The sequence below is a fragment of the Streptomyces sp. Wb2n-11 genome, from assembly GCF_001049855.1.
GTDB classification, from domain to species: Bacteria; Actinomycetota; Actinomycetes; order Streptomycetales; family Streptomycetaceae; genus Streptomyces; species Streptomyces altiplanensis.
The window spans coordinates 37,222-61,082 of record NZ_CVPB01000002.1 but is presented as its reverse complement, the minus strand read 5'-3'; the positions used below and the strand labels follow the sequence as shown (position 1 = coordinate 61,082).

Sequence of the window (23,861 nt, the reverse complement as noted above, 5' to 3'; positions counted from 1 at the left end):
TCATCGGCTCTGCTCCTTCGCGTGGTCCATGGCCTCGAGGAGGGCGTCCGCGTAGTGCACGGACACACCGTGTGGGGAGGCGAAGTCCCGCATCTCAGCCGCGTACTGGCGGGCGGCCGCAACCTCGGCGCGTAGCTGGGCCAGTTCGTGCGCCGTGCGGTCGATGGGGACGTGCAGCTCGGGCTTGCCGCAGCAGACGTCGAACCCGCCGTGGCAGTCGGACTCGACCTCACCCACGGTGGGGCAGTAGTAGAGGCTGGCGCCGGGCTTGCAGACGTGCTCCTGCCCGCCAGGTTCCACCGTAAGGAGGAAGAGATGCAGGTCGGGCAGGATCTCGATCTCGTGCCCACCATGCTGGTCCTTCCACTCCAGCTGCACGCCGCCTGCCTCCGTGGGGCACACCAGGATCGGCGCAAGATCCTGGGGCAGAGCAGAGACGAGCCGGCTGGTGAGTTCCAGGACCTCAGTGGAGGGCGCCGCCCCGTGGCCATCCAGCCAACCGGGCTCCAGCTTGGACAGTTCGGTGAGGCGCTCCCAGAGGGGCGTGGGCTTCACGGTTGCGGGCTGGTCAGGCATTGGGGCCTCCGGTGGGGTTGTCGGGCTTGATCAGGGACCGTGCGGCAGTCAGCGCGAGGGCCTGGTACTCGGCGCCGGGCAGGTCCATCCGGTTCCCGGCCTTGAGCGCGGCCAGCGACGTCGGGCTGAGCGTGAGGCCCACCTCCCGCATCGCGACCTCCAGCAGGGTGGCCAGCTCGGTCAGCGTGTACGTGACGCCGACGATCGACATCCCCCCGTCTGACGCGCTCTCTGTGCGCAGGACGGTGAGGCAGGGCTCGGGGTCGGTGGTGCGGGCGTAGAAGCACTCGCCGGGCTTGCGGGTGTGGTTGATGGTGCAGGCTCGGGCACAGCCTGCGGTGTACCAGTCGTTCATGCGACCGGTCCTTTCGTGTAGGTCTGTCGGCACTCGTGCGGGTTCTCAGGGGTCCAGGTCTGGCCCCATTTGTGGCAGCCGTCGCAGTGCTCCCAACCGAAGGCCCTGATCTGGTGGTAGCCGTACGGGGTGCCGTCAGGGTTCGTGGGCTTGGGGCCCTCCACGTGGGCGCGGGCCTTGCGGGTGTGCCGACGGGCGAGGGCCTGCTCGAGGACGTCGGCGACCCACCCGGTCCCGATGGCGGCCAGGCAGGTGACCCAGATCGGGGGCCGGTACTCGCCGGTGGCGGCTATCCACACCAGGGCGAAGCCAGCCCCGAGGAGGGCGGCGAGGAGGGAGAACACAACGAAGGGGCGGTAACGCATGACGAACTCCAGGGGTGTGACGGTGGGTTACTGAAACGGGCGCGGTACTGGCGGGTAGGGGTCTCCACCCCGCGCCCAGAGATCACCAACGGGCCGATACGGCGCTACGACAGCTACGCAGCGTCAGAAAGCTGCCGTGCCGGGGCCTTCCGCGCAGCCCGGTACGCCCGCTCCCCCTGAGCGCACGGCGGGCACAGCCACGGGTCCTCACCGCGGCGCTCATGCGCACGGAAACCCGCATGGTCCCCATGACGGCGCGGCCGGCCATCCAGCAGATCGGCCTGGCAGGCCAGATACACGGCATGGGCGATCGTGGCCGCGCCCAGCTTCCGCAGCACCCGCGCCCCGATGGAACGCACTGACACCTCGGCCAGCACCCACTCCTCCGCGAGCTGCACGTAGGTCGTCCCATCAGCAACGCGCTGGAGCAGCTCAAGTTCGCGGTCGGTCAGGGACGGGACGGGCCCGCCACCCGAAGGCGACGGGCCCACCAACGCGCGGGCGAGGGCGGTCATGACCCATCCCGCTTCGGCTCGGGAACCTCCACGACCGTGCGGCCGCCGAGGAACTTGTCGAACTCCTCCTCCGGCATCCACCAGCACTCGCAGCCCCACACCGTGCCCCCACCGTCCAGGTCCAGGCGCGGGTTCAGGTCCATGTTCGTGAGCAGCTCGACGACCTGGTCCTCCACGGACATGGCCGCACGGCGGGCCTCACGCTCAAGACGGATACGCCGGTACTCAGCGAGCTCACGGTCGGCTTCCTCCTGAGTCCGCTTGCCCGCCTCGACTGTCTCGGCCAGCTTCCGCACCATCCAGGCATCGTCAGCGGCCCGCAGCTCATCGACGTTGTCGTCCTCGCCCTCGATGACGTTGCGGGCCATCTGGCGGGTGCTCTCCGGCCAGTTCCCGGATCCGGGGCGGGGGAAGTCGCCGGCGTACACGCCACGCCCGTACAAGTACACGGTGGTGTCGTCGGCATTACGTACGGCGGCGATGCGCGTACCGGGTTTGTGGGCGCTCATCGGTCACTCCGCTTCGGGGTGGTCTGCTTGGCGGTGTCGGGGCGGCTCATGAACACGCCAGGGGTGTCGTAGATCAGGTCGCGGATCTTGTCGCCGAGCCCTTCCTGGGCCCTCAAGGCATCTGCCTCCGCCGTCCAGTCCGCCACGTCCCGCAGGTACCAAGCGGCGTCCTGGGCGTCACCGGGGTACTCGAACTTGGCGATGGAGAACCCGGAGTGGTGGCCGAGGCGCCACCGGTACAGGGGGTCCTGGTCGGGGATGTCCTCGGGGTAGCGGTACACATACAGGCCGGGCTGGGGCTGGATGGCTTCGACGGTGTAGGGCTGGTGGCCGGGGCCGGCGGACAGGTTGAACGGGCCGGGCTCGAGGGCGGTGTCGCTCATAGGTCAGTTCTCCTTGGTGGTGCGGGCAGCGGCGCGCTGCTTGCGGCGAAGCGGGAGTCGTGCGGACGGGCTGAACCGCGGCAGGCGGGGCTTCCGCACGGAGGCCAGCGCAGGGGCGGCAGGCTGGGCGGGGACGGCCAGGGCGGACTCGGGGTGCCAGAGCTCCACCCACACCCCGCCCGTACGCCACAGGCACGCCGTGCGGCCCGGGATGCTGTAGTCGAACTGCGGCTGCTGACACGGCCCCGACTCGTCCAAGACCAGCGTCCCTACCTGGACGAAGATCAGCAGGGAGCTGTTCGCGAAGGGGCTGTCGATACGAGCGGACACGAGCGGGGAGCCGTCCGCTGCGGTGCTGGTGTCCCAGTCCAGCGGGGCGGGCATGCGCCCCTTGTTCGTCATGCGGCGGGTCCATTGGAGGGTGACGTCGTCGCGGGCCTGTGCAGGGCTGTACGGGTTCATGGGGCCTTCTTCGGAGTGAGGGCGCGGTACAAGTGGGTGAGGGCGCGGGGGGTGAGGTGGAGGGCGGCCAGCGGCCACAGCAGGCACGTGGTCACCAGGGCGAGGTGGCGTCGCAGCCCCAGCCGCCAGGCGTACGGCCGCTGGGCCGGGGAACGCCCCAACCCTCGGGGTCCAGGCGGGCCTGGATGCGCATCCAGCGGAAGCACGTGTCCGTCTTGCAGTCCGCGCAGTACGGGATGCCCTCTTCTCCAGTGAGGTCTGCGGCCCAGTTCGTGGTGGCGTGGTACTTGGCCGGCTCGGCGGTCAGTCGGGCGTTGCGGCGGGCGAGCATGCGGGCCTTGATCTGCGCCTGGGTGGGCTGCTCCCACGCGTGCATCCCCTGTCCGGGCTTCCACCGGCGGCCGTGACCTCCCTGGGCGGTGCCGCACCAGCGGCAGCCGTAAGGAACGGGCGGGTTGCCGTCGGGGTGGCGGACGTGGCCGTGGAGCATGCCGGTCGCCGGGTCCTGCCGCCCGTAGCCGAGCAGGTGCTTCGTGGGGTCTGACGTGGCCATGGGGCGCCTTTCGCGCGGTGGCAGTGCGAGGGGTGGGCCGTACGCCCCGGTGGGGGATGCCGGGGCGTACGGCGGCAGGGTCTCCCCGCAAGGGGGCGAGGGGAGACCGGTCATGAGGGGGGCGGCGAGGCCGCCCCCGGCGCCGCTAGAGGGGCCGGATCACCTGAGTCCAGCCGCGCATCGACTGGGCCAGCTGCGCACCGGTTGCCATGTGCACGCGGGGCCCGGTGTCGTCCTGGAAGTGGTACCCGAAGATGTCGGGCCGGTCGGTGCTGAGGATCGTGCCGGTCTTGATGAAGTGGGTGGAGCCGTTGGGCCTGGTGCGGGTGACACGGACGCGGTCTCCGGCGGTGGGGTGGTAGTTCGGCATGGTGTCCTCCGTTGAGGGGTGGTGAAGGGAGCGCCTGCTGAGGGGGTCAGACCCGGGTGGGCTGGACCGTGTAGTCGCGGGCGTCGAAGCGGTGCTGGGCGCTGTCCCACGCGGCGGCGTGCCCGGGGGCGACTTCGTGGAGGAGGCGGTCGGTGACCTGGCCGGCGTTGGCGTCCGGGACGTTGGACTGGACGGTGCCGGGGACGGTGTAGCCATACGGGTCGATGAGGCGGAGTTCCTGCATGGTGGGCCCCTTTTGGGTACTCCGGCCCGCGGTGTGCGGGTCGTTGTCGGCTCCACCAGACTAGCCGTAAGTCGCTACGTACGCAATGACTTACGCACGGGGGGTTCCACACAAAAGGACCCGGCCCCAACCCAGGACCGGGCCCCACACCACACCGCCATGATCAGAAAGGCGGCTCGTCCTCCCGCCCAGCACCCCAACCGCCAGCCCCCTGCTGAGCAGCCCCCTGCGCAGCCGACGCCCACGGATCCCCCGCCCCGGCACCAGGAGCTGGCCGCGCCTGCTCACCCGCACGCCCCTGACCACCCGACGCCTTCGTCACCTTCGCCGTCGCGCTCTTCAGCGACGGGCCGACCTCCTCCACATCCAGCTCGTACACCGTGCGCTTCACACCCTCACGGTCCTCGTACGACCTCTGCTTCAACCGGCCCTGCACAATGACCCGCATGCCCCGAGTGAGACTCTCAGCGACGTTCTCAGCCGCCTGACGCCACACCGAGCACGACAGGAACAGGCCCTCGCCGTCCTTCCACTCGTTCGTCTGCTTGTCGAACACCCGCGGCGTCGAAGCGATCCGGAACTTCGCGACCGCGGCGCCGGCCGGGGTGAATCGCAGCTCCACGTCGTCCACCAGGTTCCCGACGATTGTGATCACGCACTCTCCAGCCATCAGGCTGCACTCCTCAACTCGGTTGACCCAGGACCACACGGCGCCTGGGGCTGTACTCGGTCACGCCACACCGCTGATCTCGCCGACCTGCATCGGAGGAACCCAGCGCCCTTCCTTCCGCGCCCTGGTCTTCGACCGCTCCCACGACCGCTTGACCGCCTCCCGGTCCATGCGCAGCGCCGCGGCAACGTCGTCGTAGCTCATGCCGCGCCGGAGCCCGATGTCCACAGCCATGGAACGTTCGGCGGCATTGAGGTTGACCTGGCCGCCGCGCAGGGCCCGCTCCACTGCAACCCGGTCAACGCCGCGGCCTCGAGGCGCCACATCCGGGGCGGCTTCACGTACAGTCCGACGGGTCGACGGCCGGTACTTCGTCGGCTCTCCGTACTCATCGAAGTCGACCCACGACAAAGCTTCCTTCAGCCCACGGTCCGGGTCGACGATCGCCGCCAGCACTACAGCCAGCGCCTCCAGCTCGTACCGTGACAGGCCCCGCAGACGTGCGGCGATTTGCTCCGGCCTCTCCTCCCGCACCGCGCACACTAGGCCGGCGGCCTCCGGAAGCAGCGCCTGCGCCAGGTCCCCGCGCTCCTCAGCGCTCATTGCCGTCATGCCGAGTCCACCGCCTCCGCGGCCGCGTCCAGGGCCTCCGCGCCCTTCAGCGCCGCCGCCACCTTGCTGATCGTCTGCACATTCGTTCCCAGCTCCCTCGCCATCTGCCCCGAAGTCAGCCCCCGCGCCTGCGCCGCACGGAACTCATCCAGCCGGTAAGCCAGGATGTGATCCACCGCCGACAGGATCGACGTGTTGTACATCCGTGGCTTCCTGCGGTGCAGCTGGCGCCGCTCCCGCTCCGTCAGCCCGCCCCACACCCCGAAGTCCTGCCGGGCATCCAACGCCCACTGCAAGCACTCCAGCTGCACGGGGCAGCCTCCGCACACCTTCTTCGCGTTCCGGGCCAGGTCGTTGCAGTTGGCCGGGAAGAAAAGCTCAGGGTCCACCTCCCGGCACGCGGCCAGGTTCCACCAGCCGCTGACGGCCGGCTCGGGAAGGGCCGTACGGGTGCTCTGCGCGGCCTTTGTTGTGGCGCGGCCAGTTGCGGTGCTGCGCGCGGTCTCCACGGGGGCGTGGGCTGTGGTCATGAGAGGGCTCCGTTGAGGGCGTAGAGGCGGATGATCGCTCCGGGCTCGGCAAGGGCGTCGGGGTGCTCGCCGGGGTAGACCTTGCGGTTGTGGTTCTCGATGACGCTGCCGTCGTCTTTCCAGGCGAGGGCTTTGGTGATGGCGTCGTAGGTGGAGCGTTCGAGCTTGTCGATGTCGGGCGTGACGGCGGGGTAGGTGCGCCGGCGTTTGGGTGCGCGGACGGGCTTGGTCATGGTGAAGGTGATCTCGGCGTAGACGGGGCCGACGATGGGCTGGGCTTCCCCGCGGAGGATGGCGGCCTTGATGGCGTCGGTGACCTTGTCTCGCCAGGGCTTGACCTTGGCGGAGGACTCGCGCATGAGGGGGATGGTCCGGCCGGTCTTGCGGCTTCGTCCGTAGCCGACGGCGGTCTTGCTGCCTTGGGGGCCTGCGATGCCGTGGACGACGACGTGGATGCGGGGGGCGGGCTCCCAGTCGTACGGGGTGGTGAGGTCGGGGAGGGTGAGGGTCATGCGGCTCCTCCGAAGTCCAGGACGCCTTGGGCGAAGCGCTCCTTGGCGAGGTCGTGGTAGGTGGGGTTGAGGTCGATGCCGATGTACTTGCGGTTGAGCTGTCGTGCTGCGGCGCCGGTGGTTCCTGAGCCGCTGAAGGGGTCGAGGACGGTGCCGTTGGGCTTGCAGCCGGCCTTGATGCAGCGGAGCGGGATGTCGATGGGGAAGACGGCGAAGTGGGCCTGGGGGTAGGGGCGGGTGGGGATTGACCAGACGTCGCCGGGGTTTCTGCCGAGGGGGTGGCCGTCGACTCCGGGCTCGTCGCGCTGTGAGGTCGAGTAGGTCTGGGCGGGCAGGACGCCGAGCTTCTGGCGTGCCTTGTGTCCGGAAGGCCTGCGCTGGGGGCGCATGGTGTGGGGTTCGCGGATGGGGTCCAGGTCGAAGGCGTAGCGCTCGGACTTCGCGAAGAGGAAGAGGTGCTCGTACCTGTTGGAGAGGCGGTCTTGTACGGAGGACGGCATGGCGTTGGTCTTGTGCCACACGATCTTGTTGCGGAGGATCCACCCGTCGTCCTGGAGGGCCATGGCCGTGCGTTCCGGGATCATCAGGAGGTTCTTGGGGGGCAGGCCTGTGACGGTCCTGCGCGCGGCCGCCACTTCGGCGCCGTCTCGCCGGCGTGATGGGCGGCCCTTCTCCTGCTTGCGCTGCCCGCCGTTTCCTTCGCCGTGCCACCGCTCGTTGAAGCCGGTGTTGAGGGCGCCCTGGCCGGAGCTGTAAGAGTCGCCGAGGTTGAGCCACAGGGTGCCGTCGTCGGCCAAGACACGCCGGGCTTCTGCGAAGAGTCGCCGCATCGTCTCGACGTACTGGGCGGGCGTGGCCTCGAGCCCGTACTGCCCTGCGGTGCCGTAGTCGCGGAGGCCAAAGTAGGGGGGCGAGGTGACGATGCAGTCGACGGAGCGGTCGGGCAGCGCCTGCACGGTCTCCAGGGCGTCGCCGAGGAGCAGGGTCACCTGGTCGTCTTCGTAGTAGGTGGTCATTGGGTGAGCTCCTGGATGGGGATGACGCCGTGGGGTGTGGTCCGTACGTAGGTGGCTTCGCCGGTTCGGTGGCCCATGTGGACGCGGAGGCAGTACCGGCAGCGGTAGGTGCGGAAGTTGGGTCCGCCTTCTCCGCGTATCTGTCGTCTGCGGCGTCGGGCTGCGCGGCGGCTGGGGAAGCGGGTCTTGCCGAGGCAGGACACCTCGTACTCGGTCACCGCGGCTTGGGAAATTCGCGGACTCGGAGGTCCTCGGGCCAGTCGGCCGGCTTGCCGCCCTTCCCGTCCGAGGCGCTGTTCTCGCGGGCCCAGACGGAGCCGAGCTGCTTCACGAAGGGGCTGCTCCGGCGTTGCGGGAGTCGGCGATTAGGTCGGCCGCCCACTTGGGGTTGAACTCGCGGGCCCCGGGGCCGGACTCGCCGCCGATGATGACCCAGTCCGGGAAGACCATGTCGGGGCAGTAGCCGGTGCAGAACCCGCCGGAGAAGTCGTGGGTGGGGCAGTGGCCGTGTCCGCGGTGGAGCTGGACGGGGCCGGTGAGGGGCTCGCAGGACAGGAACCGGACGGCGGCGGGCGTCTTTACGAGCGCGGGGATGCGGACGTCTGCCCATCCTTGGTCTTCGACGGATACACCCAGCCAGACGTTGGGAAGCGGCTTGGCGAAGTTGCTCCACCATTGGGTGGCGTACTGCTCCCGCTTGTACCGCGGCAGGCCAGGCGTGGCCGGGTCGCCCACAAGCTGGGCTTCGGCCTTCTCGCACGCGGTCCGGAACGAGGCACTGGACAGCAGGGACCGCATCCGCCCGTGCCGCTTCGTGAGCAGCTGGTAGGTGTGCTGCGGGGTGAGCGCCATGACAGCGAACACGCGGGCGATGAAGTCGTCCGTCACCTTGGTGTGGAACAGATCGCTCATTGAGTTCACGAACACTCGCCGCGGCTTCGACCAGCGCAGCGGGTCGGTGAGCGTGTCCTCGTGCATGCCGACACCGAAGCCGGGACCAGAGGTGCGCGGGTCGCCGTCGGTCTGGTACTTGGCGGAGCCCATGCCCTTGAGGCGCTTGGCCATGGTGAGGGCGTAGCAGTTGTCGCACCCGGGGCTGACGCGGTCGCAGCCGGTGGTCGGATTCCAGGTCTGCTCGGTCCACTCGATGCCGGTCTTGTCAGCCATTCGTTTTCTCCTGGTACTCGGAGCGGATCCGCTGGACCTGCATCTGGAAGGCGGCGGTTACGAGGGGTGCAATGCGTTGGGCTTCGTCGAGGGCGGTCTGCCGGTCGTAGCGGTAGATGTCGGAGGGGGCGAGGACTCCCTGGGGGAGCCAGCGGGTGCCGGTCCAGGCGTGGTTGTCGTCGTTGAGGAGGGCCCATCCGTTGCCGTGGCCGTCGGTGCGGCGTGTGACGCGGAGGTCGGCGAGGTGGCCGTAGTGGTGGCCGGGGCAGGGGATGCGGAATTCGGTGGCCATTTCGAGGGCGGCGGCGAGCATGGCGACGTACGTGTGGTCGTGGTCAGCCATGGCGCTCAGCCCGCTTCTCCTGCATGGCGATGGCGTCGGCGACGGTGAAGCCGTTGACGGTGACAAACGGCGCTGCCTGCTTAGCCATCTCGAGGGCGGTGTCGAGGTCGAAGCGGTGGGCATTGAGCCAGTCGAGGCCGCGGTCGTACTCCTTGACTCCCTGGTCCCAGGTTCCGTCAGCGCCGAGGCACTGCTGGCCGTGCCGGGTGACCGCGTAGCGCTCGGCGCCCCGGTACTGGACGCGGATCTCGAAGAGGTTGCCGTCGATGCCGTCGTCGGGGACGCAGTTGACGGTGTACTCCACGGCCTTGACGGTCGGCTTGGGGATGTCAGCCATGGGGGTGCTCCTTGGGGGTGTCGGCGAGGGAGCGGCCGTTCTTGACGGTCTTGAGCTGGGCCGTGAGGCGGGGCCTGGACGTGGGCTCGGGCTCGGCAGCCGTGATGGCCGTGGTGAGGGCCTGGTGGGCGTCGGTCTCCGCGTGGGGCGTGGTGCAGGCGGCGGCTTCACCCCGGGCGGCGTTCAGGGCCCCGTGGCTGTCGACCTGGTGTGCGTGGTGGGCGCCGTGCCGGCAGGGGGTCCAGGCGGTGAACTGGTTGGTGTGGCCGCCGGTGTGGACGATCAGGGTTCCGTCGTGGAGGCGGGCGTAGGCGGTGCCGGGTATGGCGTGCCAGGCGAGGACGGGTATGGGGAGGCGGCACCAGGCGGAGGCGCGGGCGGCGCGGGCTTCGGCGAGGACCTGGGGGGAGGCGGGGCCGATGGTGCGGCGTCGTACGGGGAGGGGGTGGCGGAGGTCGACGAGGGTGAGGTTCGGGCGCTCGGGTGCGGGGGCCGGCGTGGCTTTCTTGGCGGTGCGGGGCTTGCGGGTCCTGGTGCTCACGACGGGTCTCCGTCCGGCTGGTCGTGCGGGCTGGGGGTGTTGCGGGGGGCTAAGCCGTGCTGGGAGAGGGCGATCATGGCGGCGGCGATGCCTTCGGGCCAGGTCATGCGGCGACGTCTTCGGTGAAGCAGCCGCAGCCGCCTTCGTCGAACAGGTCGAGCTGATCGGGCTGCTCCTCGATGCGGGCTCGGAGTGCGGTGAGCGTGAGCGGCGTGGTGGTTCCGCCGGTTCGGTCGCGGAGGATTGAGACGTCCTTGCCGAGCAGGGCGCGCATCTTCACTTCGGCGGCTTCGGCTCTGGCGTACCGTTCGGGGAAGACCTCAAGGACGCGCACCCACTGGGCGACGCCGCCCTTGACGCAGGCTCCGCCGCAGTTGTTGTGAGCGAAGCCGAGCCGGTACAGCCTCGGCCGCATGAGGCCAGCCGCGCGGGCTTCGTTGAGGAGCTGCGCCTTGTCGCGGTACGGAGGCTCGGTGAGCGGGGCGGCGACGGTCCAGGGCGCCCAGCCCTTGACGATGGCGGGCATGCGCTCGGTCTCAGTCCAGTCGATGCCGACGTACAGCGTCGTGTTGCCGAACGTGTGGTTCGGGCTGGCTGCGAGCCACACCTTGCACGGCTTGAGCTTCAGCTCCATCGAGCACTGGGCGATGCGGGTATTGCCGAGCCAGCGCTTGTCCTCGAAGACCTGCCACGGGTCGCGGCCGTCAGCGACGCGAGTGATCGGTACGCCGAGCTGCTTGCTGGCCTGCTCGTTGAAGGCGTACAGGTCCTCGTCCTCGACGAGTGTGTCCGCGAAGAGGAGCGTCGTGCTGGCCGCCCCGTGCCGTTCAATGACGTGGCGGGCGGTGGCCCAGCTGGTAATGCCGCCGGACCACATGACGACGTGGCGGGTGGTCATCGGCTGACCGGCTTTCGGTCGGTGCGGGCGGCCCAGGCGGCGTAGTCGCGGGCGGCGACCAGGGTGGCGTATACCTGGCCGGCGCGTACGTCCTGGATGTAGGCGAGGTAGCCGTCGATGTAGCCGCTGCTGACGAGCTGGTCGGCGGCGTACGCGGAGGTGGGGTCGGCCATCCACTCGTAGCGGGTTTCGAGGGTCTCGAGGTCGGCGCCGGCCGTGTGCTCGTCGTAGGCGTCGGCGCGGCCGCGGGCCTGATCGTTCGGGTCGCCGTTGAGGCCGAGCGCGAGGGTCATGGTGGTCATTGGGGTGGGGCCTTTCGTCTGCTGGGGCGTGGGCGGTGGGGGGTTAGGCGGCGGCGCGGGGGGCGGGGATGTCGGTGAGGGTGTTCGCCAGCTGGGCGGCGCGCTTGAGGACGCCGATGACGTCGGACACGGACGGCTGGCGCTGGGTGAAGAAGTCGATGTCGTTGACCCAGGTGCGGATGTGCTCGAGGTGGTCGTCGATGTCGGTGTTCGGGTCGTGGGGGGCGTCGGTGGGGAGGGCGGCGGAGATCCAGCGGAGTGCGCCCTGGACGGTTTCGTTGGTGTCGATCAGCAGCTGTGCGAGCGCGTCGTCGCCGAGGAAGGCGTTGGGGGTGCGGTCGGTGGTGGCGCGGAAGAGTGCGGCTTCGATGCTGAGCGCTCCGTCGGCGGGGTTGGCGATGAGCTGGCGCTCGAGGCCGTAGTAGTTGAGGAGCTGGCAGGTGACGTTGAGGACGGTGCCGGTGCTGGTCCTGGGCATGGCGGTCTCCCGGTGCGTGCGTGGTGAGGGTGGGCACCCGGCCCCGGGAGCTACTGCCGCGCCCTGGGGGCGGGGTACTCGACTCGGGGCCGGGGGTTTGGGGGTGCTACTCGTTGCCGGTGCCGCGGTGTTCGCCAGCGCAGGTCTCGCACTGGACGACTTCCACGCTGCCGTCGAGGTAGGTGCGGGCTTTGGCGGCGTCGAAGATGGCGTCGCAGTAGCACTTCATGCAGGTGCAGCGGGCCAGTTCCCCGCAGGCGGGGGTTCGGATGCCGATGAGGTTGGCGGCTTGTGCGTGGAGGAGGCCGTAGCTGGTGAGTTCGCGGTGTTCGGCTGCGGTGTCGGCGTCGTCCATGAGCTTTTCGAATGCTGTCTGGACGGCCGTTTCCAGCTGGGCACGGCGGATGACGGTGGGGAGTGCGGGGGCATCGTCGATGACGGTCATGGCAGACCTCAATTCGGTTACTCGGTCTGCCTTTTGGGGCTGACCTTGTCGGCTCGACCACCATAGCCCGTAAGTCGCTACGTACGCAATAACTTAAGCACTGGTCATGAAAACAGCCCCGCCCCCGGGCATCGGGACGGGGCTGAACTGGGCTGGGCTGTTAGTCGCGTCGGCGGACTTCGTCGCGGTGCACTACGAGGATGTCGCTGAAGGACACGTAGATCTTCCCGCCGCGGCGCCGCTCGCTGCACATGTCGGGGTGCTCAGCGATCCATCGGCGAAGCGTTGTCAGCGACCTCGAGTGGCCGGTCTGCCTCAGCAGATCGCTGCAATCCTCAAGGCTGATCATGTCGTCGGGGGCAACGTACGGGGTGAGGGACGGTATGGCCATGACGTGCTCCCAGCATCGACGAGGCCATCGTTCGCAGCTCCGGCGGCCGATACGGGTGATACGACCGGACCCTGGTGAGGCCCGGGTGGTGCGGTGGTGCGGTTGGGGCGCAGTGGTGGTGATGCTGAGTAGACCCCCGGGGGGCCTGTCAGGTTGCGTTGCGGCGTGCAGTATTTGCTGCGCTCACGTGGCGTTCGGCGAGCTGCTGGAGCGTCCAGGTGTTGGGGCGGCCGTCTTTGTCGGCGCAGTGCCGGTTGACGCAGCCGGCGGCCTGGGTGGCAGCCATCCAGAAGAGGCCCCAGCATCCGCAGGCGGGGCAGCTGTGGCGCCGGATGGCGAGGTCGTCGCCCATCATCAGGGCGTGTTCCAGGGACTGCTGGTAGATCTTGGCGTCCAGGGCGCGCTGGCGTTCCGGGTCCAGGTGCCGGGTGTTGTCGAGGGCCCACTGGTACACGGAGTCGTTGCGCGGTGCGGGTGAGACGCGGGGGACTTCGGCCCGGGTGTGCGTGATGATCTCGTCGACCGAGGCGGCCGCGTGGTCGAGGACGCCCGGGCGGATGGGTGTGGACGGGGTGGATGCGCGGGCCCGGCGGCCGGGGTCGGCTTGGCGGGGCGGGGTGACGAACACCTCCTTCAGGAGGCGCAGCCGGTGGCCGGCGAGCTTGGCTTGGACGGCTGCGTCCTCTGTACGGCTGTTACCCATGGCGGTTCCCCGTTCCGTCGTGGCCTGCCATGGGCGCAGGGTGGCTTTTGGGGGAAGCGCGCGCGCCCGGGAGGCCGGAGGCTGTCACTCCGGGTGCTGTTCCGGACGACCCATAGTGGCACGCGGTGGGCCAGTGTTGAACGAGTTGTGCGATTTGATCTAGGCATATGCACGGGCTGTTGCCGGGCCGTCACATCTGGCTCACCATCACCTCAGGTCCCGAACTGTACGGGTACGTCCCGCAGGGCCTGGATGTGGCCGCGCATGACGAGCTGCTGCTCCTCTTCGATCTGCCCCACGGCGGCCGCCCCGTCGACGAGGACTTCCACCGCCTCGAGCGAGGCGAAGAACGCTGCGGCCGTGTCCCGGTCGGCGAGGGACAGGTCGCGGTGCAGAAACAGCGCCTGGACGAGCTCGGTCAGCCGGCTGTCCGGTACCGGTGTCCGGGCCCCCGGGGCCGGCTGGCCCCCCGGTGGTCCGCCGGAATTGAGTGACCTGGGTGGTCGCCGGTCGTGGAGGTGGGTGACGGTGCCGGGGCGGCGGGGCATGGGGCCCGCCTCGATAGGGCCGGCAGGATCTCCGGGCATGAGGGCTCCGCTCATGGCAGAGAGGGAAGGGGCGCCTGGCTGGCCCAGGGCGGGTCTGCCAGCCAACCCCGGACGGCCACTGTGACATCTGGAACCCGTGCTGTGGGAGTCGCGGCGGGCTTTTGATGGCTCCGTGATCAGGTTGCGAGCGGATTCCGGCCGTTTACTACGGGCTGTGGTGGGGCGGGCACACAAACGCCCCCGGTATGCAGGGGGCAGAGTTTTGCCGACAATACCCACCTGCGCGCCGGGGGCGCGAGACCTCACGGCCCTGCGCCGAAGCGCTGGCTCATGACGTGTACAACACGGGCAGTGTAGCGCCGGGACTCGCCACGGCGGAAGGCTTGTGCAGCACCGGCCCGGGCTGGCTTTAGGCCCCTGCGGATTTACCCCGGCAAGGCGCGCATTCTCGTCCGAAAAGTGGCCCACGTAAAGAAGCGGCCCCGCTCCCCTGCGACAAGCAGGAGAACGAGGCCGTCTTACATCGCTGCGGTCAGCACAGTCCCATCAGGACATCGATCAGGGCCGGGAGCTTCTCCTTGCCCACCCGCTCGGCCAGCGCCTTGCCCAGCACCGCGGGTTCGCCGTCCCAGGGAAGGGCGTCCACGCCCTGCGCGTCCCCAGGCTGATCCATAACTGAGTTATGGGTGTGAGCGGGTTTTGCGGGCTCGGGATTCTTCGTCTCGGCCGTCGAACCCATAACTGAGTTATGGGTTGGCGCCGGGATGGGAGCCGATGGAGCTGCCTCACTGTCGGCCGGCGGGTGAGGCAGACCCATAACTGAGTTATGGGTCGGGTCCGGAGTGGCGGGTCCTGCGGCAGGGCGTCCGGCGGCTTCCCCAGGCCCGGAAGTCATAACTGAGTTATGGGTCTGGGTGGGGAGTACGGGCCGCTCAAGGTCGTCTGGCGTCTGGGTTGCGGCCGCGGACGGCTTGCTGGCCTGCTCACGGAACTGCTGGTAGGCAGCCAGTTGGGCGTCGTAGGGGAGCTTGACCCAGGGGCGGACCTCCCCTTGCTTGAGCTCGCCGCTTTCGATCAGGTCCTGCAACTCGGGCGCCAGCTTCAGCAGGCTCAGCAGCTGGGAGATGTTGGGCTGGCTCCGGCCGATGGACCTGCCCACCTTGCTCTGGGACATTCCCTTGCCCAGTGGGGGCTTGTCGGTCAGCTTCTTCAGGGTGCGCGCTTGCTGCATCGGGTTGAGGTCGGCGCGCAAGCCGTTCTCTGCAAGGGCCCACACCAGGGGCTCGTCGGCGCCGGTGTCATCAACTTGGGCGGGCACGGTGTGGCGGTGGGCCAGGCGTGCCGCGGTGACGCGGCGGTGGCCGGCGAGCAGGACGTACTTGCGGTCGCCGACTGCTTCCCGGTGTTCGGGGTGGTGCTCGAGGAACGCTTCCGCGCGGCATACGGAGATGGGGCTGGTGACGCCGATCTCGGCGATGCTCTCCACGAGGGCCTGGAAGTCGGGGGCATTCGTGTCGATGTGGCCGCGGGGGTTCTCCGGGTTGTCTGCGATGTCCCGCAGATTCAGCAGGGGACCAGGGGCGCTCGTGTCGACGCCCATGGTCTGGTCGATCAGAGTGCGGCGAGCACTGCGGGCGGCGCCGGCCTGGCTGAAGGCGGTGGAGGCGCCGAGCATGTCGGCCTTGCTCATGACGCCAGCCTCGCGATCTGCCGCATGGCCTCAGCCTGGTCGGACCGCGGTGCGTAGGACAGCAGGGGCTTGGTCATGCGGACGGCTTCGCGCTGCTCCTTCAGGTCGCCGATGACGGCAAGGACGCGGGGGTCGCCGATGTCGCGCCACTGCTTGAGGGAGGAGGTTGCGACGAATCCGCGGCGGCTGTCGTAGAGATTGACGACCAGGCCGAGGTAGTCGATGTCGAGGCCGAGGTCGGAGCGGATGTCTTCGATCTGGCCGGCGAGCATCGAGTAGGCGGTGGCGGAGGAGTCTTCGGCGAGGACGGGGATGATGATGCCGGAGACACCGCTGGGCTCCCCCTGGCGACGGCGCCCGTAGTAGAGGGCTGCGTCCATAGCGATGCCGAGGCTGGGCGGGCAGTCGATGACGATGACGTCGAAGTCGGCTTCGAGCGGGGCGAGTGCGCGCTCGAGGGCGGTCTCTTTCTGCGCTCCGCGTTTGTTCATGGCATGGATGGCGATCTTTGCATCGAGGAGAAAGCCGTCGAAGCATGCGGGCAGAATGTGCAGGCGCTTCTCGAACCGCGGATCGTCTATGACCATGACGAGGTCGCGCAGATCGCCCTTGCCCTCCTCGCACATGTGAGAGACGAGGCTGTCGTGACCGGGCTGGATCTGCGGGATGGCGAGTTGCTCGCTGAGGTGGCCCTGGGGGTCGTAGTCGACGAGGAGGACCCGCTTGCCTTCCTCGGCGTATGCCTGGGCGATGCCGGCGGACACCGCGGTCTTGCCGACACCGCCCTTCTGGTTGCAGACAATTTTCCGCTGGGGGGCGCCGGTGGCGGGGCGGTGGCTGGGTGAGGGATTGGCGTCCAGCCACCGCCGTACGGACTGGGCGAGGCCCTGGGTGTAGGAGACATCCCGCTCAGTGCAAGTCACCTTGAAGGCGTCGTACAGCCCGGCGGGGAGCCACGTGCTGAAGGAGTCGGAGCCTGCGGTGTCGACGACGGGCGTGGCGCCGGGCAGTTGCTGCCAGTCCGTGACTGCGGTGGTGACGGCGTCCTGGATGTCCAGGCCGAGTTCGGCTGCGCGGATCTTGAGTTCTTGACGAAGGGCCGGGGGCAGCTTGGACGCCACCTTTTCCCGGTCGCCATCAGGGTAGGGAGAGGCCATGGCGTCACCTTACTGACTCCTCTGGTGGGGGGAGGCATCCGGTTCGTCGTTTGCGATGACGTTTCACTCGCATGGTGGCTGAGCCAGCTCCTTGCTGAACCAACGCAAAAGCCGCCCCGGCGTACGGCCGGGACGGCTTCTTTGCTGTTCGGAGTGGGCGCCCCACACCCTCTGGATACCGGATCGAGGCCAGGCGCCTGACGCTCATCCGCGGCCGGCCCTCCGATGCTGTCCGGCACGAGCCACGCTACCGCCACGTCAGTCCCGCATCGTCAGAACTGGATACGTTCACCCGAAGGTTGCAACAGTCGCCTCTTCCTCATCTTCGTCTTCAGGACCGTCCGGCAGGTCCGGCTCGAGGAACAGCCCGCTGTAGTTGGGCTGGGGCGGCCGGGGGATTCCCACGGTCTGTATGGGGCGGGGCTGCTGCTGGGTGGGCATGACGGTCTCCTGGGTTCAGGCGGTCTGCTGGAACGCGGTCTGGATGGTCTTGCCGCCGGTGTGCTTCTGGTGGAGGGCGGCCTGGCGGATGGCGTCGGCGCGGCTGCGGGTCTGGCTGGAGGTCAGCCGCTGGCGTTCAGCGACCGCGTCGCTGAAGGCGTCCTTGGGTTCGCGGCGGTCGGGGTTGGTGAGGGCCCGGTTCTGCCGGTCGATCGCGGCCTGGACGAGGGCGGTGGCGTGGGGGTCGCGGGCCGGCTTGTTGTCCAGGGCGGCTTGCAGGGTCCTGCGGTAACCGGCTGACGCTGTCTCCCGTGTACGTACCGGCCCCGGCTCTGGCCGCGGTTCGGGGGTGAGTTCTGGTGGGGGCGCCGTGGCGATGGGGCCTACGGGCAGGACCACGATACGGCGTACGGCGGTGCGGCCGAGCTTGGTGTTGATCTGCTTGATCACTTGCCGTTCGTACATGCGGAGCTGTGTGGCGTAGACGTGGGAGCCGGGGCGGAGGCGGAGGATGCCCTGCTCGGCGTCGAAGCCCTCGGGCTGCGCCAGGCCGACGAACTGGGGGCACAGGCCGGCCCACCGGTCGTGGATGCTGCCGCCGTCCAGGGCGAGGTTCCATTCCTCCTGGACGTTGAGTTGGGCCAGGAGGGAGCCGACGCCTACGGGGTCGCGGCCGGTGCCGCGGTCGGTCCGGCTGTGGCGGGCGGTCTTCTTGCGTACGGCGGGGGCGGTCTTGGCTGCGGCCCTTGCCTGGGCCAGTGCTTGGCGGGCCAAGTCCCGGCCGGAGGCCGGCGTGGTGGTCGGCTGCGTCATACCCATGCCTCCTGACGGGCCTGGCGGTCCTTGGCCTGGCAGTCCTTGCCGATGGCGAATGCGATCAAGCGGGTTCCGTACAGGTCGAGGGCGTCGTCGGGGTCTTCTTCGTAGTGGTTGATGACTTCGATCCAGTTGTTCCAGTTGAGGCGGGCCATGCGCCGGTCGTAGTCGGTGCGCACGGGCTCCTCTTCCTGCTGCTCGGGGAGGCCGAAGAGGCGCTGGAGGGACGCGACGTCCTCGGGGTTCTGGTGGCGCCAGGCTGCGCTGTCCCGGCGTTCCTGGTCGGCGGCCTGCTCGGCGAGGCGGGCGGCCTCGAGGGCCAGGGCGGTACGGATGTACGCGGCCGGCTTCTTCGGTGTCCAGCCCAGGCACATGCCGTCCAGCTCGGAGGCGATGGCGTCGCCGTCCAGGCCGCGGTCGATGAGCGGCCGCAGGACGTAGGCGAGGCGGCGCAGTCCCTCCTTCTGGGTCCAGGTCACCAGGGCGCGGACGCGGCGGGCGATGCGAATGTCCTGGGCTACCTGAAGCGGGCTACGGCGAGGGGCACCGTCCTTGCTGCTGCCGTCTTTGTTCGTGGAGGGGAGGGAGGGGGATGCGGCGGTTGTGCGGCTCGCGCGCTCGCGCGGGGTGTAGTTAAAACCACCCCCCATCTGAATCTTCCCCTCTTCGTTTACCAAAGACAGGGAAGGGGGCGCACAAGATCCACTAGCAGGGTTGTCCACAGGCGGGTTATCCACAGGATTCTGCTGGTCACGCTGGTCGATGACGACCCTGGCCGTGTACCCGGTGCCGACGATGCGGTGGCCCATGGCGTGGTCGTAGACGGCCGGGATGACCGCGGCGTACACGGTCGCCGTGGCGGCATACCCCTTCATGCCGAGGACTGCCCGGATGTTCCTGCGGGTGCCATGGACGACCCAGGCGAGGGAGCCCATCTCGCGCAGAACGGCGACGTGCCGCTTGACGGTGGACCGGTCGACGCCGAGCCGGGCGGCGGTGTCCTCGAGGCAGTAGCGAGCATGCCCGGTGTCGTAGTCCATGCGCGTGGCGAGGTCCTGGGCGACAGCGAGCGTCGTCGAGTTGGCCTTCGGGTGGACGCCGGCGTTGATGAGCCACTCCACGGAGCGAAGCCACTTGCGGGGTCCGGTGCGCCGGGAGGCGGTGTTCTCGAGGTCCTGGGCAGTGCCACGGACGGGCTGAATCTGGCACGGGATGCCACCCGTGGAGGGGAAATTCCCGCATGAATCGGGCGTGTGGACGTGCTGAAGCTGACAAGAGGTGCGCGCGTGCTGCACTATGTACCTGCCTTCGTTTGTGTGCTGCAAGGCAAAAGCCCCGCCTCGGCGGTGCTGGGTTCGTGGAGAACCTGTAAGTCGCTCGTCCTGACGGGCCTCGGTCGCCAAACCGGGATCCAGAAGACGGGCCTTAGCTCGGTCGCCAAACCGAGCCGTAGGAAGTGGCCGCGCACGGTGCGCCAACACCAGCGGCCAGCGGTAGAGGAAGCGCCCCCGCCAAGGGGCCCAGGACCTCCCGCTCAGGAAGTCGCTAAGTCACCTGATCTCCCTTACTGGGTGAGGTCTGCTCAGCACCCTTGTGGGTGTGAGAAATCCAGGGGATGTCCGGATGCGGCGAGTACGGGATCCGGCGAGCATCACGATCGTCCTGCCAGCCCCGTCCGTCGTTGACCATCGGCCAGCCGCCGGGAATGGACATGTCGGCCTGGTGCCAGTGCGTCGGGGAGCCAGCCACTACCAGAGTTTGGCCGTTCGCAGTGCTGCGTCCGTACCACGGCGCCGCTTCGGTGGGGGCGCTCATCGCTCGCCCTCCGTCCAGCCGTAGCCCTCGGCCAGGGCGCGCAGGCTGTCGCACCAGCCGTCGCCGGTTGTCAGCAGGTCCTCGTTGTGGCACACGGAGCAGCCGAAGCCGTGGGTGCCATCGGGATGCACGGCGATCACGTCGCGGGTGATCGGATGGGCCGCGATCAGCTTCCGGTCGGCGACGCAGCGACGTCGCACTGCGGAGGGGCCCTCGCAGTCGCACAGCGTGGCACCGTCCTGAAGCACGGTGAGATCAAGGATGGTGGTGCCGTGGGACGAGCACTCCGCGTCGTGCCAGCGGTCGGCGTCGGCTTCCGCCTTCGTGATGGCGGTGTCCAGCCAGCTGAGGATGTCCTCGCCGGCCTGGCTGCTCATCGTGTGGGACGTGTAGTGGTGACAGGGCCCGAACTTGCCAGCGGTGTGATGTTCACGCCGGACTTGCGGGTCCCACTGTCTGACGGGGGAGTCCCCCGGGTACGCTTCGCCATGTCGGCACCTTCGTAAGGGTTGAGTGTCGACCCGGCCCCGCTTCCCTGGTGTTGACGCACCTGGGAGTTACAGCGGGGCCGGACCTGTGTCTGGGGTGCACCGTCGGGCCGTGTAGCTGAGTGGTCGTCTGGCGTCAGGCGCAGCCTACCGGTTCGAGGCGCCACGTGTCCTCTGTTGCGGCCATCGTGTTGATTCCTGGTCTGGTCATGGGTTTTTCGTGTCATCGCACGCCCGTCCGGTTCCCTGGGTCTGTCTTATAGTTCTGCACAGCAAATAACGTGATCTTGCAAAGTTGGCCCACCGGCCTCTACGAGGCTCTGACCAGCAGCAGCGGCAAAGAAGTAGGCGTTTGCGGGGCCGGTTTGGGCATGTGGATCACCTCATGGGAGGCGGGCGTGGGGGCCGGTGCGGGGCGGGCTTTCGGTTTCCGGTCGGGGCTTGCGGCGCGCTTTTTCGTGGCGTCGGCCCGGCAGGTCGGGCAGCGGCAGCCGTAGTTGACGTACCGGGACACGTTGTGCGGCATGTCGTCGAGGCGCTGGGCCCTCCCCTTCTTCTTCGCCAAGGCCAAGGCGGCGGCGAAAGCAGAGTCGGTCTTGGCGTACTGGGCGGGGATGTTGCGAGAGACGCCTGCGCGCACGGCGGCTTCGTGGGCTTTCATGCCGCCGGTGATGGCGGCCAGGTACTTTTCGCGGCGGCCTTCGTCGAAGACCGCGGGCCGGCCTCGCCCGGGGCGCCCGCTCACCAGTGCTCGCCGCGGGCGGTGTCGGTGCCCTGGTCGGTGTCGGCGGGGTGGTCGAGTGGGCGGAGGGTGTTGGCGGTGCGGTCGGCGCTGGCGCCCATGGCGCTGTACCCGGCGTCGCGCAGCGCGGCACGGAGGCGGTCGATGCCTTCACGGGTCCACTGGGGGTTGGCGGCCAGCATTGCGGCGCGGTAGCCGGTGGCCGCGCCCCGGTCGAAGATTTCCTGTGCGACGGCGGGGTCCACGTCGGGGAACAGGTACCGGGGCAACTGGCGCGGAGTACCGACGGCGTCGAGCATGCCGGCGGCGATGAGCCCAGCTATGTACTGACCGCTGTTCGCGCACCGTTCGGCCAGGACATGGTCGGCGGCCGTAGTGAGGTCCGCGCCGGGGGCGTCCGGTGCGGGCGCGGGGGTGGGGGTGGTGGTCATGCGGCGGGCTCCAGGGCGTGGGTGGCGGGCAGGGTGGGGACCAGGTGCAGGCGGGTACGCCCGGCCGGGTCGAGGAGGGGGAGTTGTAGTTGTCCGGGGACCTTGGTGAAGCGGGCCCGGCGCGGGGAGGGGATGCGCACGGGGACGTACGGGGCGGCGTCGTCGACGGCCGCGGCAGGCGCCGGGCCCGGGGCCGCCGCGGGGGCGGGCGGGTTCTGCGCGGCCGGTGCCGGGGCGGCGGCGGTGATGAGGACGGGCGCTGGTGCGGGGGCCGGCGGCGGGGGGACCGCGGGCACCGTGCCGTCACAGGCCACGACCTGCACCCCGTCCAGCAGCCCGGCCCGCACCGCCACGTCCAGGAGCTCGCGGCGGGTCGCGGTCGCCTTGTCCAGGCCCAGCAGCGTCACCAGGCGGGAGCGCTGCCAGGCCGCGGTCCGCAGATCCATCCCCGCGGCCTCCGCCACCGCCTCCGCAGAGACGTGGGCGGCCAGGGCGCGCAGGACGGCTTGCTTCTGTGCGGTGTGGACCTGGGCGGGCAGCTTGTCCGGTGCGGCGATGGGCCCGGCCTGAAGGCGGCGGGCGATCAGATCCCGGTGGCGGTCCAGGGCCCGGGTGCCGCCGGCTATCCCGGACTCCAGGGCCAGGTGACCGTCGTCCGTCTCCGAGTTGGCGAACGCCGCGCACTCGCGCAGCACTGGGCACCGGTGGCAGACGGCGATAGCGGCGTTCTCACGGGCGCGGCGCTCCGTCTGCTCCTCCCCGCCGTCCACGTCCGGGGCGATCCACGTGTTGTGGGGGAGGTCGGCGCCCGCGGCCATGCCCGGCCGCTCAGGGTCGGGGGCGCACCCCCGGTAGCGGTAGTACGGGTGGTCGACGAGCGTGATCTCAGCGGTACGGGCTGTCGGTATACGGGGCGTGGTGGGTGTCATGACGATCCCCCCTCCTCTTCGGTCGGGTCGGGCTGGTGATGGGCGGGAAGTGCGGCGAGGGCCTGGTCGACGACGGCCGCGGCGGCGTCCATCACCGCGCGGGCGTTGGTCAGGTCCTGCACCCGGGCGGTGAACGCGCACAGGTCGCGGTGCTGCATGGCCTCCGTCAGCTGCCGGCGGGCACGCTCCGCGGCCAGGGCGCGGCGCACCCTCCACCACGCGGTCACGCCCAGCACGGCGACGGCCAGGGCGAGTACAGCGGTCCAGATCAGCAAGACACTCACCTCCCAGACGAGTCGGCGGACGGGGTCAGCGGTCGGCCCGCACCCGAAACGGGGCGGGCACCGGCTCGGCGGGGGTCTCGTACAGGTCGGCGATCACCGTGTACCGGTCGGCGACGATCGCCTCCGCGACGATGAGCAGGTCCACCTCCCGGCGTCGGAGGGCGGAACGGGAGTGCGGCGGGGGCGGCTTCGGGTTCGTGCGGCGCCACCAGGCTTCGGTGGCCGCGTACAGGCCGCCCATGGCGATCAGGACGACCACGACACTGGGCAGCAGAGCATCGGACATGACCAGCCTCCTCAAGGCGGCGCCGGCCCGGGCGGACGGCGGGGTGGGCGGGGTGCGGGTACAGCACAGCCCCGGGGCGACACCCATGCGGGGCGCCCCGGGGCTGGTGGTGGGTTACTTGGGCTGCGGGAACTTCTCCGGGTTGGCGCCACCCGGCGAGAACCGCAGCAGCTTCAGCGGGATGCCGTCGCGGTAGGCGTTCCACGACTTGATGACGAAGGCCAGCAGCATGTCTTCCGGGACCCGGCCCTGGTCGGTGCTGATCTCGAAGGTGCGCTTGCGGAGCGTCCACACCGGGTGGAACTGCTCCAAGTTCGCTCCCGTGGCGAGGCGGTCGAAGAACCAGGCGCAGTCCTCGGCGTCGATCTGGTTGAACACCCAGTGCGTCAGGCCCAGCACCGACGCTGGCAGCGCCGCGGACTTGCGCATCCCCGTCGCCACAGACGTCGAGACCCGCAGCTCCGGGTGGGCGGCGAAGAACGCCAGGCACTCCGTGTTCGTCGGCGGCCGGTTGCCCACGTTGCGCTGGATGCCCTGCGTCCACATCAGGCAGCGCCGTACGACCGCGCCCAGCTGGGTGGCGTTCGACTCCCCCCGCAGCGCGAGCGCGTCCGCGACGGTGCGCTTACGGCCGTCGTCCATGGTCTCCTGCGTCTCCGGCTGCAACCCGGTGATGACCAGCATCCGCAGAGTCACCCCGGAGCGGACGATGGCCCGCAGCCGGTGCTGCCCGTCCAGGAGCGTCTCGTCTATGGCGAACTTCAGCGACTCACCGTTCTCCGCCCAGGCGCCGGCCTCCATGTCCCGGGCGTACCCGGCGACCGCCGTCTCGCGGATCTTCCGGTTGCGGGTGTTCTGCGTCAGCCACTTTTCGGCGAGCTCCGGGGTGACGTTGACGATGTGGTACTCGGGGCCGTTGTTGGACGGCGTGTTGGGGATGAGCACGGTGATCTCCTT

The 23,861-nt window shown here is 69.5% G+C and carries 40 protein-coding genes; all 40 read right to left on the bottom strand.

The window, feature by feature from the left end:
- The 40 genes from BN1555_RS34840 to BN1555_RS34650 all read right to left on the bottom strand — a co-directional run bounded on the left by BN1555_RS34840 (position 1) and on the right by BN1555_RS34650 (position 23,849).
- Positions 1-555 (bottom strand): hypothetical protein, encoded by a 555-nt coding sequence (locus BN1555_RS34840; RefSeq protein WP_141662951.1) that lies wholly within the window; start codon positions 553-555, stop codon positions 1-3.
- A 13-nt stretch (positions 556-568) separates the two neighbouring features.
- Positions 569-931 (bottom strand): hypothetical protein, encoded by a 363-nt coding sequence (locus BN1555_RS34835; protein ID WP_093803961.1) that lies wholly within the window; start codon positions 929-931, stop codon positions 569-571.
- On the bottom strand, positions 928-1,296 hold the full coding sequence (locus tag BN1555_RS34830) for a hypothetical protein (RefSeq protein WP_093803960.1): 369 nt from the start codon (positions 1,294-1,296) through the stop codon (positions 928-930). The genes BN1555_RS34835 and BN1555_RS34830 overlap by 4 nt, the downstream gene beginning before the upstream one ends.
- A gap of 113 nt (positions 1,297-1,409) precedes the next feature.
- The gene (locus tag BN1555_RS34825; RefSeq protein WP_093803958.1) at positions 1,410-1,811 is read right to left on the bottom strand and encodes a helix-turn-helix domain-containing protein; all 402 of its coding nucleotides are present in this window, start codon (positions 1,809-1,811) and stop codon (positions 1,410-1,412) included.
- A complete protein-coding gene (locus BN1555_RS34820) occupies positions 1,808-2,320 on the bottom strand; it encodes a hypothetical protein (protein WP_093803957.1) in 513 nt (170 codons plus the stop codon). The genes BN1555_RS34825 and BN1555_RS34820 overlap by 4 nt, the downstream gene beginning before the upstream one ends.
- The gene (locus BN1555_RS34815; RefSeq protein ID WP_093803956.1) at positions 2,317-2,703 is read right to left on the bottom strand and encodes a hypothetical protein; all 387 of its coding nucleotides are present in this window, start codon (positions 2,701-2,703) and stop codon (positions 2,317-2,319) included. The genes BN1555_RS34820 and BN1555_RS34815 overlap by 4 nt, the downstream gene beginning before the upstream one ends.
- Before the next feature lie 3 nt (positions 2,704-2,706).
- Entirely contained in the window at positions 2,707-3,165 is a 459-nt protein-coding gene (locus tag BN1555_RS34810; protein WP_093803955.1) for a hypothetical protein, read from the bottom strand.
- A 91-nt stretch (positions 3,166-3,256) separates the two neighbouring features.
- The gene (locus BN1555_RS39380) at positions 3,257-3,718 is read right to left on the bottom strand and encodes a hypothetical protein (RefSeq protein ID WP_176710334.1); all 462 of its coding nucleotides are present in this window, start codon (positions 3,716-3,718) and stop codon (positions 3,257-3,259) included.
- 145 nt (positions 3,719-3,863) lie between these two features.
- The gene (locus BN1555_RS34800; RefSeq protein ID WP_093803954.1) at positions 3,864-4,088 is read right to left on the bottom strand and encodes a hypothetical protein; all 225 of its coding nucleotides are present in this window, start codon (positions 4,086-4,088) and stop codon (positions 3,864-3,866) included.
- Positions 4,089-4,134: 46 nt separating this feature from the next.
- Positions 4,135-4,332, bottom strand: a complete 198-nt coding sequence (locus BN1555_RS34795) for a hypothetical protein (RefSeq protein ID WP_093803953.1) — start codon at positions 4,330-4,332, stop codon at positions 4,135-4,137.
- A 163-nt stretch (positions 4,333-4,495) separates the two neighbouring features.
- Positions 4,496-5,002: a single-stranded DNA-binding protein gene (locus tag BN1555_RS34790; RefSeq protein ID WP_093803951.1), complete on the bottom strand. Its 507-nt coding sequence runs from the start codon at positions 5,000-5,002 to the stop codon at positions 4,496-4,498.
- A gap of 60 nt (positions 5,003-5,062) precedes the next feature.
- The gene (locus tag BN1555_RS34785; protein WP_093803950.1) at positions 5,063-5,614 is read right to left on the bottom strand and encodes a hypothetical protein; all 552 of its coding nucleotides are present in this window, start codon (positions 5,612-5,614) and stop codon (positions 5,063-5,065) included.
- Entirely contained in the window at positions 5,611-6,144 is a 534-nt protein-coding gene (locus tag BN1555_RS41820) for a WhiB family transcriptional regulator (protein ID WP_093803948.1), read from the bottom strand. The genes BN1555_RS34785 and BN1555_RS41820 overlap by 4 nt, the downstream gene beginning before the upstream one ends.
- The gene (locus BN1555_RS34775; protein ID WP_093803947.1) at positions 6,141-6,656 is read right to left on the bottom strand and encodes a RusA family crossover junction endodeoxyribonuclease; all 516 of its coding nucleotides are present in this window, start codon (positions 6,654-6,656) and stop codon (positions 6,141-6,143) included. Before BN1555_RS34775 ends, BN1555_RS41820 begins: the two co-directional genes overlap by 4 nt.
- On the bottom strand, positions 6,653-7,672 hold the full coding sequence (locus BN1555_RS34770; protein ID WP_093803946.1) for a DNA-methyltransferase: 1,020 nt from the start codon (positions 7,670-7,672) through the stop codon (positions 6,653-6,655). Before BN1555_RS34770 ends, BN1555_RS34775 begins: the two co-directional genes overlap by 4 nt.
- Positions 7,669-7,890 carry a hypothetical protein gene (locus BN1555_RS34765; protein ID WP_093803945.1) on the bottom strand — a complete coding sequence of 74 codons (222 nt, stop codon included), beginning with the start codon at positions 7,888-7,890 and terminating at the stop codon, positions 7,669-7,671. Before BN1555_RS34765 ends, BN1555_RS34770 begins: the two co-directional genes overlap by 4 nt.
- 109 nt (positions 7,891-7,999) lie before the next feature.
- Positions 8,000-8,839, bottom strand: a complete 840-nt coding sequence (locus BN1555_RS34760; RefSeq protein ID WP_093803944.1) for a DUF5131 family protein — start codon at positions 8,837-8,839, stop codon at positions 8,000-8,002.
- The gene (locus BN1555_RS34755) at positions 8,832-9,182 is read right to left on the bottom strand and encodes a hypothetical protein (RefSeq protein ID WP_093803943.1); all 351 of its coding nucleotides are present in this window, start codon (positions 9,180-9,182) and stop codon (positions 8,832-8,834) included. The genes BN1555_RS34760 and BN1555_RS34755 overlap by 8 nt, the downstream gene beginning before the upstream one ends.
- The gene (locus BN1555_RS34750; RefSeq protein WP_093803942.1) at positions 9,175-9,519 is read right to left on the bottom strand and encodes a hypothetical protein; all 345 of its coding nucleotides are present in this window, start codon (positions 9,517-9,519) and stop codon (positions 9,175-9,177) included. Before BN1555_RS34750 ends, BN1555_RS34755 begins: the two co-directional genes overlap by 8 nt.
- Entirely contained in the window at positions 9,512-10,060 is a 549-nt protein-coding gene (locus BN1555_RS34745; protein WP_093803941.1) for a hypothetical protein, read from the bottom strand. The genes BN1555_RS34750 and BN1555_RS34745 overlap by 8 nt, the downstream gene beginning before the upstream one ends.
- Before the next feature lie 103 nt (positions 10,061-10,163).
- Complete coding sequence (locus BN1555_RS34740) at positions 10,164-10,958, bottom strand: hypothetical protein (RefSeq protein WP_176710333.1); 795 nt, start codon at positions 10,956-10,958, stop codon at positions 10,164-10,166.
- Positions 10,955-11,260 (bottom strand): hypothetical protein, encoded by a 306-nt coding sequence (locus BN1555_RS34735; protein ID WP_093803940.1) that lies wholly within the window; start codon positions 11,258-11,260, stop codon positions 10,955-10,957. Before BN1555_RS34735 ends, BN1555_RS34740 begins: the two co-directional genes overlap by 4 nt.
- Before the next feature lie 43 nt (positions 11,261-11,303).
- The gene (locus BN1555_RS34730) at positions 11,304-11,738 is read right to left on the bottom strand and encodes a hypothetical protein (RefSeq protein ID WP_093803939.1); all 435 of its coding nucleotides are present in this window, start codon (positions 11,736-11,738) and stop codon (positions 11,304-11,306) included.
- Between the two features lie 106 nt (positions 11,739-11,844).
- Entirely contained in the window at positions 11,845-12,183 is a 339-nt protein-coding gene (locus tag BN1555_RS34725) for a hypothetical protein (RefSeq protein WP_093803937.1), read from the bottom strand.
- Between the two features lie 160 nt (positions 12,184-12,343).
- Positions 12,344-12,574 (bottom strand): hypothetical protein, encoded by a 231-nt coding sequence (locus BN1555_RS34720; RefSeq protein ID WP_093803936.1) that lies wholly within the window; start codon positions 12,572-12,574, stop codon positions 12,344-12,346.
- A gap of 148 nt (positions 12,575-12,722) precedes the next feature.
- Positions 12,723-13,277, bottom strand: a complete 555-nt coding sequence (locus tag BN1555_RS34715; RefSeq protein WP_093803935.1) for a hypothetical protein — start codon at positions 13,275-13,277, stop codon at positions 12,723-12,725.
- Between the two features lie 212 nt (positions 13,278-13,489).
- Positions 13,490-13,825, bottom strand: coding sequence for a hypothetical protein (locus tag BN1555_RS34710; RefSeq protein WP_093803934.1), 336 nt, complete (start codon positions 13,823-13,825; stop codon positions 13,490-13,492).
- Between the two features lie 532 nt (positions 13,826-14,357).
- A complete protein-coding gene (locus tag BN1555_RS34705; RefSeq protein WP_255306494.1) occupies positions 14,358-15,515 on the bottom strand; it encodes a ParB/RepB/Spo0J family partition protein in 1,158 nt (385 codons plus the stop codon).
- Positions 15,512-16,672 (bottom strand): ParA family protein, encoded by a 1,161-nt coding sequence (locus BN1555_RS34700; RefSeq protein ID WP_093803932.1) that lies wholly within the window; start codon positions 16,670-16,672, stop codon positions 15,512-15,514. The genes BN1555_RS34705 and BN1555_RS34700 overlap by 4 nt, the downstream gene beginning before the upstream one ends.
- 288 nt (positions 16,673-16,960) lie before the next feature.
- Positions 16,961-17,113 (bottom strand): hypothetical protein, encoded by a 153-nt coding sequence (locus BN1555_RS39375; protein WP_176710331.1) that lies wholly within the window; start codon positions 17,111-17,113, stop codon positions 16,961-16,963.
- Between the two features lie 15 nt (positions 17,114-17,128).
- Positions 17,129-17,926 carry a DciA family protein gene (locus tag BN1555_RS34695; RefSeq protein ID WP_176710330.1) on the bottom strand — a complete coding sequence of 266 codons (798 nt, stop codon included), beginning with the start codon at positions 17,924-17,926 and terminating at the stop codon, positions 17,129-17,131.
- On the bottom strand, positions 17,923-19,050 hold the full coding sequence (locus BN1555_RS39370; RefSeq protein ID WP_176710329.1) for a cell wall protein: 1,128 nt from the start codon (positions 19,048-19,050) through the stop codon (positions 17,923-17,925). Before BN1555_RS39370 ends, BN1555_RS34695 begins: the two co-directional genes overlap by 4 nt.
- A gap of 424 nt (positions 19,051-19,474) precedes the next feature.
- Entirely contained in the window at positions 19,475-19,744 is a 270-nt protein-coding gene (locus tag BN1555_RS38630) for a hypothetical protein (RefSeq protein ID WP_141662949.1), read from the bottom strand.
- Entirely contained in the window at positions 19,741-20,121 is a 381-nt protein-coding gene (locus tag BN1555_RS34680; protein ID WP_093803927.1) for a hypothetical protein, read from the bottom strand. The genes BN1555_RS38630 and BN1555_RS34680 overlap by 4 nt, the downstream gene beginning before the upstream one ends.
- A 421-nt stretch (positions 20,122-20,542) precedes the next feature.
- Positions 20,543-20,977 (bottom strand): hypothetical protein, encoded by a 435-nt coding sequence (locus BN1555_RS34675; protein ID WP_093803926.1) that lies wholly within the window; start codon positions 20,975-20,977, stop codon positions 20,543-20,545.
- A complete protein-coding gene (locus BN1555_RS34670) occupies positions 20,974-21,405 on the bottom strand; it encodes a hypothetical protein (protein WP_093803925.1) in 432 nt (143 codons plus the stop codon). The genes BN1555_RS34675 and BN1555_RS34670 overlap by 4 nt, the downstream gene beginning before the upstream one ends.
- Complete coding sequence (locus BN1555_RS34665) at positions 21,402-22,334, bottom strand: WhiB family transcriptional regulator (protein WP_093803924.1); 933 nt, start codon at positions 22,332-22,334, stop codon at positions 21,402-21,404. The genes BN1555_RS34670 and BN1555_RS34665 overlap by 4 nt, the downstream gene beginning before the upstream one ends.
- Complete coding sequence (locus BN1555_RS34660) at positions 22,331-22,609, bottom strand: hypothetical protein (protein ID WP_093803922.1); 279 nt, start codon at positions 22,607-22,609, stop codon at positions 22,331-22,333. Before BN1555_RS34660 ends, BN1555_RS34665 begins: the two co-directional genes overlap by 4 nt.
- Positions 22,610-22,643: 34 nt before the next feature.
- Positions 22,644-22,904 carry a hypothetical protein gene (locus BN1555_RS34655; protein WP_093803920.1) on the bottom strand — a complete coding sequence of 87 codons (261 nt, stop codon included), beginning with the start codon at positions 22,902-22,904 and terminating at the stop codon, positions 22,644-22,646.
- Positions 22,905-23,018: 114 nt separating this feature from the next.
- On the bottom strand, positions 23,019-23,849 hold the full coding sequence (locus BN1555_RS34650; RefSeq protein ID WP_093803919.1) for a hypothetical protein: 831 nt from the start codon (positions 23,847-23,849) through the stop codon (positions 23,019-23,021).
- Between the last annotated feature and the right edge of the window lie 12 nt (positions 23,850-23,861).

Bases quoted from the DNA above. Each gene is read 5' to 3' on its own strand.
- BN1555_RS34680 (WP_093803927.1), bottom strand. From the start codon at position 20,121: ATGAGCAGCCAGGCCGGCGAGGACATCCTCAGCTGGCTGGACACCGCC.
- BN1555_RS34740 (WP_176710333.1), bottom strand. From the start codon at position 10,958: ATGACCACCCGCCACGTCGTCATGTGGTCCGGCGGCATTACCAGCTGG.
- BN1555_RS34665 (WP_093803924.1), bottom strand. From the start codon at position 22,334: ATGACACCCACCACGCCCCGTATACCGACAGCCCGTACCGCTGAGATC.
- BN1555_RS34695 (WP_176710330.1), bottom strand. From the start codon at position 17,926: ATGACGCAGCCGACCACCACGCCGGCCTCCGGCCGGGACTTGGCCCGC.
- BN1555_RS34815 (WP_093803956.1), bottom strand. From the start codon at position 2,703: ATGAGCGACACCGCCCTCGAGCCCGGCCCGTTCAACCTGTCCGCCGGC.
- BN1555_RS34725 (WP_093803937.1), bottom strand. From the start codon at position 12,183: ATGACCGTCATCGACGATGCCCCCGCACTCCCCACCGTCATCCGCCGT.
- BN1555_RS34835 (WP_093803961.1), bottom strand. From the start codon at position 931: ATGAACGACTGGTACACCGCAGGCTGTGCCCGAGCCTGCACCATCAAC.
- BN1555_RS34800 (WP_093803954.1), bottom strand. From the start codon at position 4,088: ATGCCGAACTACCACCCCACCGCCGGAGACCGCGTCCGTGTCACCCGC.
- BN1555_RS34705 (WP_255306494.1), bottom strand. From the start codon at position 15,515: ATGAGCAAGGCCGACATGCTCGGCGCCTCCACCGCCTTCAGCCAGGCC.
- BN1555_RS34670 (WP_093803925.1), bottom strand. From the start codon at position 21,405: ATGACCACCACCCCCACCCCCGCGCCCGCACCGGACGCCCCCGGCGCG.
- BN1555_RS34820 (WP_093803957.1), bottom strand. From the start codon at position 2,320: ATGAGCGCCCACAAACCCGGTACGCGCATCGCCGCCGTACGTAATGCC.
- BN1555_RS34810 (WP_093803955.1), bottom strand. From the start codon at position 3,165: ATGAACCCGTACAGCCCTGCACAGGCCCGCGACGACGTCACCCTCCAA.
- BN1555_RS39380 (WP_176710334.1), bottom strand. From the start codon at position 3,718: ATGGCCACGTCAGACCCCACGAAGCACCTGCTCGGCTACGGGCGGCAG.
- BN1555_RS38630 (WP_141662949.1), bottom strand. From the start codon at position 19,744: ATGAGCGCCCCCACCGAAGCGGCGCCGTGGTACGGACGCAGCACTGCG.
- BN1555_RS34750 (WP_093803942.1), bottom strand. From the start codon at position 9,519: ATGGCTGACATCCCCAAGCCGACCGTCAAGGCCGTGGAGTACACCGTC.
- BN1555_RS34710 (WP_093803934.1), bottom strand. From the start codon at position 13,825: ATGCCCCGCCGCCCCGGCACCGTCACCCACCTCCACGACCGGCGACCA.
- BN1555_RS34730 (WP_093803939.1), bottom strand. From the start codon at position 11,738: ATGCCCAGGACCAGCACCGGCACCGTCCTCAACGTCACCTGCCAGCTC.
- BN1555_RS41820 (WP_093803948.1), bottom strand. From the start codon at position 6,144: ATGACCACAGCCCACGCCCCCGTGGAGACCGCGCGCAGCACCGCAACT.
- BN1555_RS34715 (WP_093803935.1), bottom strand. From the start codon at position 13,277: ATGGGTAACAGCCGTACAGAGGACGCAGCCGTCCAAGCCAAGCTCGCC.
- BN1555_RS34735 (WP_093803940.1), bottom strand. From the start codon at position 11,260: ATGACCACCATGACCCTCGCGCTCGGCCTCAACGGCGACCCGAACGAT.
- BN1555_RS34825 (WP_093803958.1), bottom strand. From the start codon at position 1,811: ATGACCGCCCTCGCCCGCGCGTTGGTGGGCCCGTCGCCTTCGGGTGGC.
- BN1555_RS34700 (WP_093803932.1), bottom strand. From the start codon at position 16,672: ATGGCCTCTCCCTACCCTGATGGCGACCGGGAAAAGGTGGCGTCCAAG.
- BN1555_RS34830 (WP_093803960.1), bottom strand. From the start codon at position 1,296: ATGCGTTACCGCCCCTTCGTTGTGTTCTCCCTCCTCGCCGCCCTCCTC.
- BN1555_RS34775 (WP_093803947.1), bottom strand. From the start codon at position 6,656: ATGACCCTCACCCTCCCCGACCTCACCACCCCGTACGACTGGGAGCCC.
- BN1555_RS34770 (WP_093803946.1), bottom strand. From the start codon at position 7,672: ATGACCACCTACTACGAAGACGACCAGGTGACCCTGCTCCTCGGCGAC.
- BN1555_RS39375 (WP_176710331.1), bottom strand. From the start codon at position 17,113: ATGCCCACCCAGCAGCAGCCCCGCCCCATACAGACCGTGGGAATCCCC.
- BN1555_RS34795 (WP_093803953.1), bottom strand. From the start codon at position 4,332: ATGCAGGAACTCCGCCTCATCGACCCGTATGGCTACACCGTCCCCGGC.
- BN1555_RS34755 (WP_093803943.1), bottom strand. From the start codon at position 9,182: ATGGCTGACCACGACCACACGTACGTCGCCATGCTCGCCGCCGCCCTC.
- BN1555_RS34790 (WP_093803951.1), bottom strand. From the start codon at position 5,002: ATGGCTGGAGAGTGCGTGATCACAATCGTCGGGAACCTGGTGGACGAC.
- BN1555_RS34655 (WP_093803920.1), bottom strand. From the start codon at position 22,904: ATGTCCGATGCTCTGCTGCCCAGTGTCGTGGTCGTCCTGATCGCCATG.
- BN1555_RS34785 (WP_093803950.1), bottom strand. From the start codon at position 5,614: ATGACGGCAATGAGCGCTGAGGAGCGCGGGGACCTGGCGCAGGCGCTG.
- BN1555_RS34760 (WP_093803944.1), bottom strand. From the start codon at position 8,839: ATGGCTGACAAGACCGGCATCGAGTGGACCGAGCAGACCTGGAATCCG.
- BN1555_RS34720 (WP_093803936.1), bottom strand. From the start codon at position 12,574: ATGGCCATACCGTCCCTCACCCCGTACGTTGCCCCCGACGACATGATC.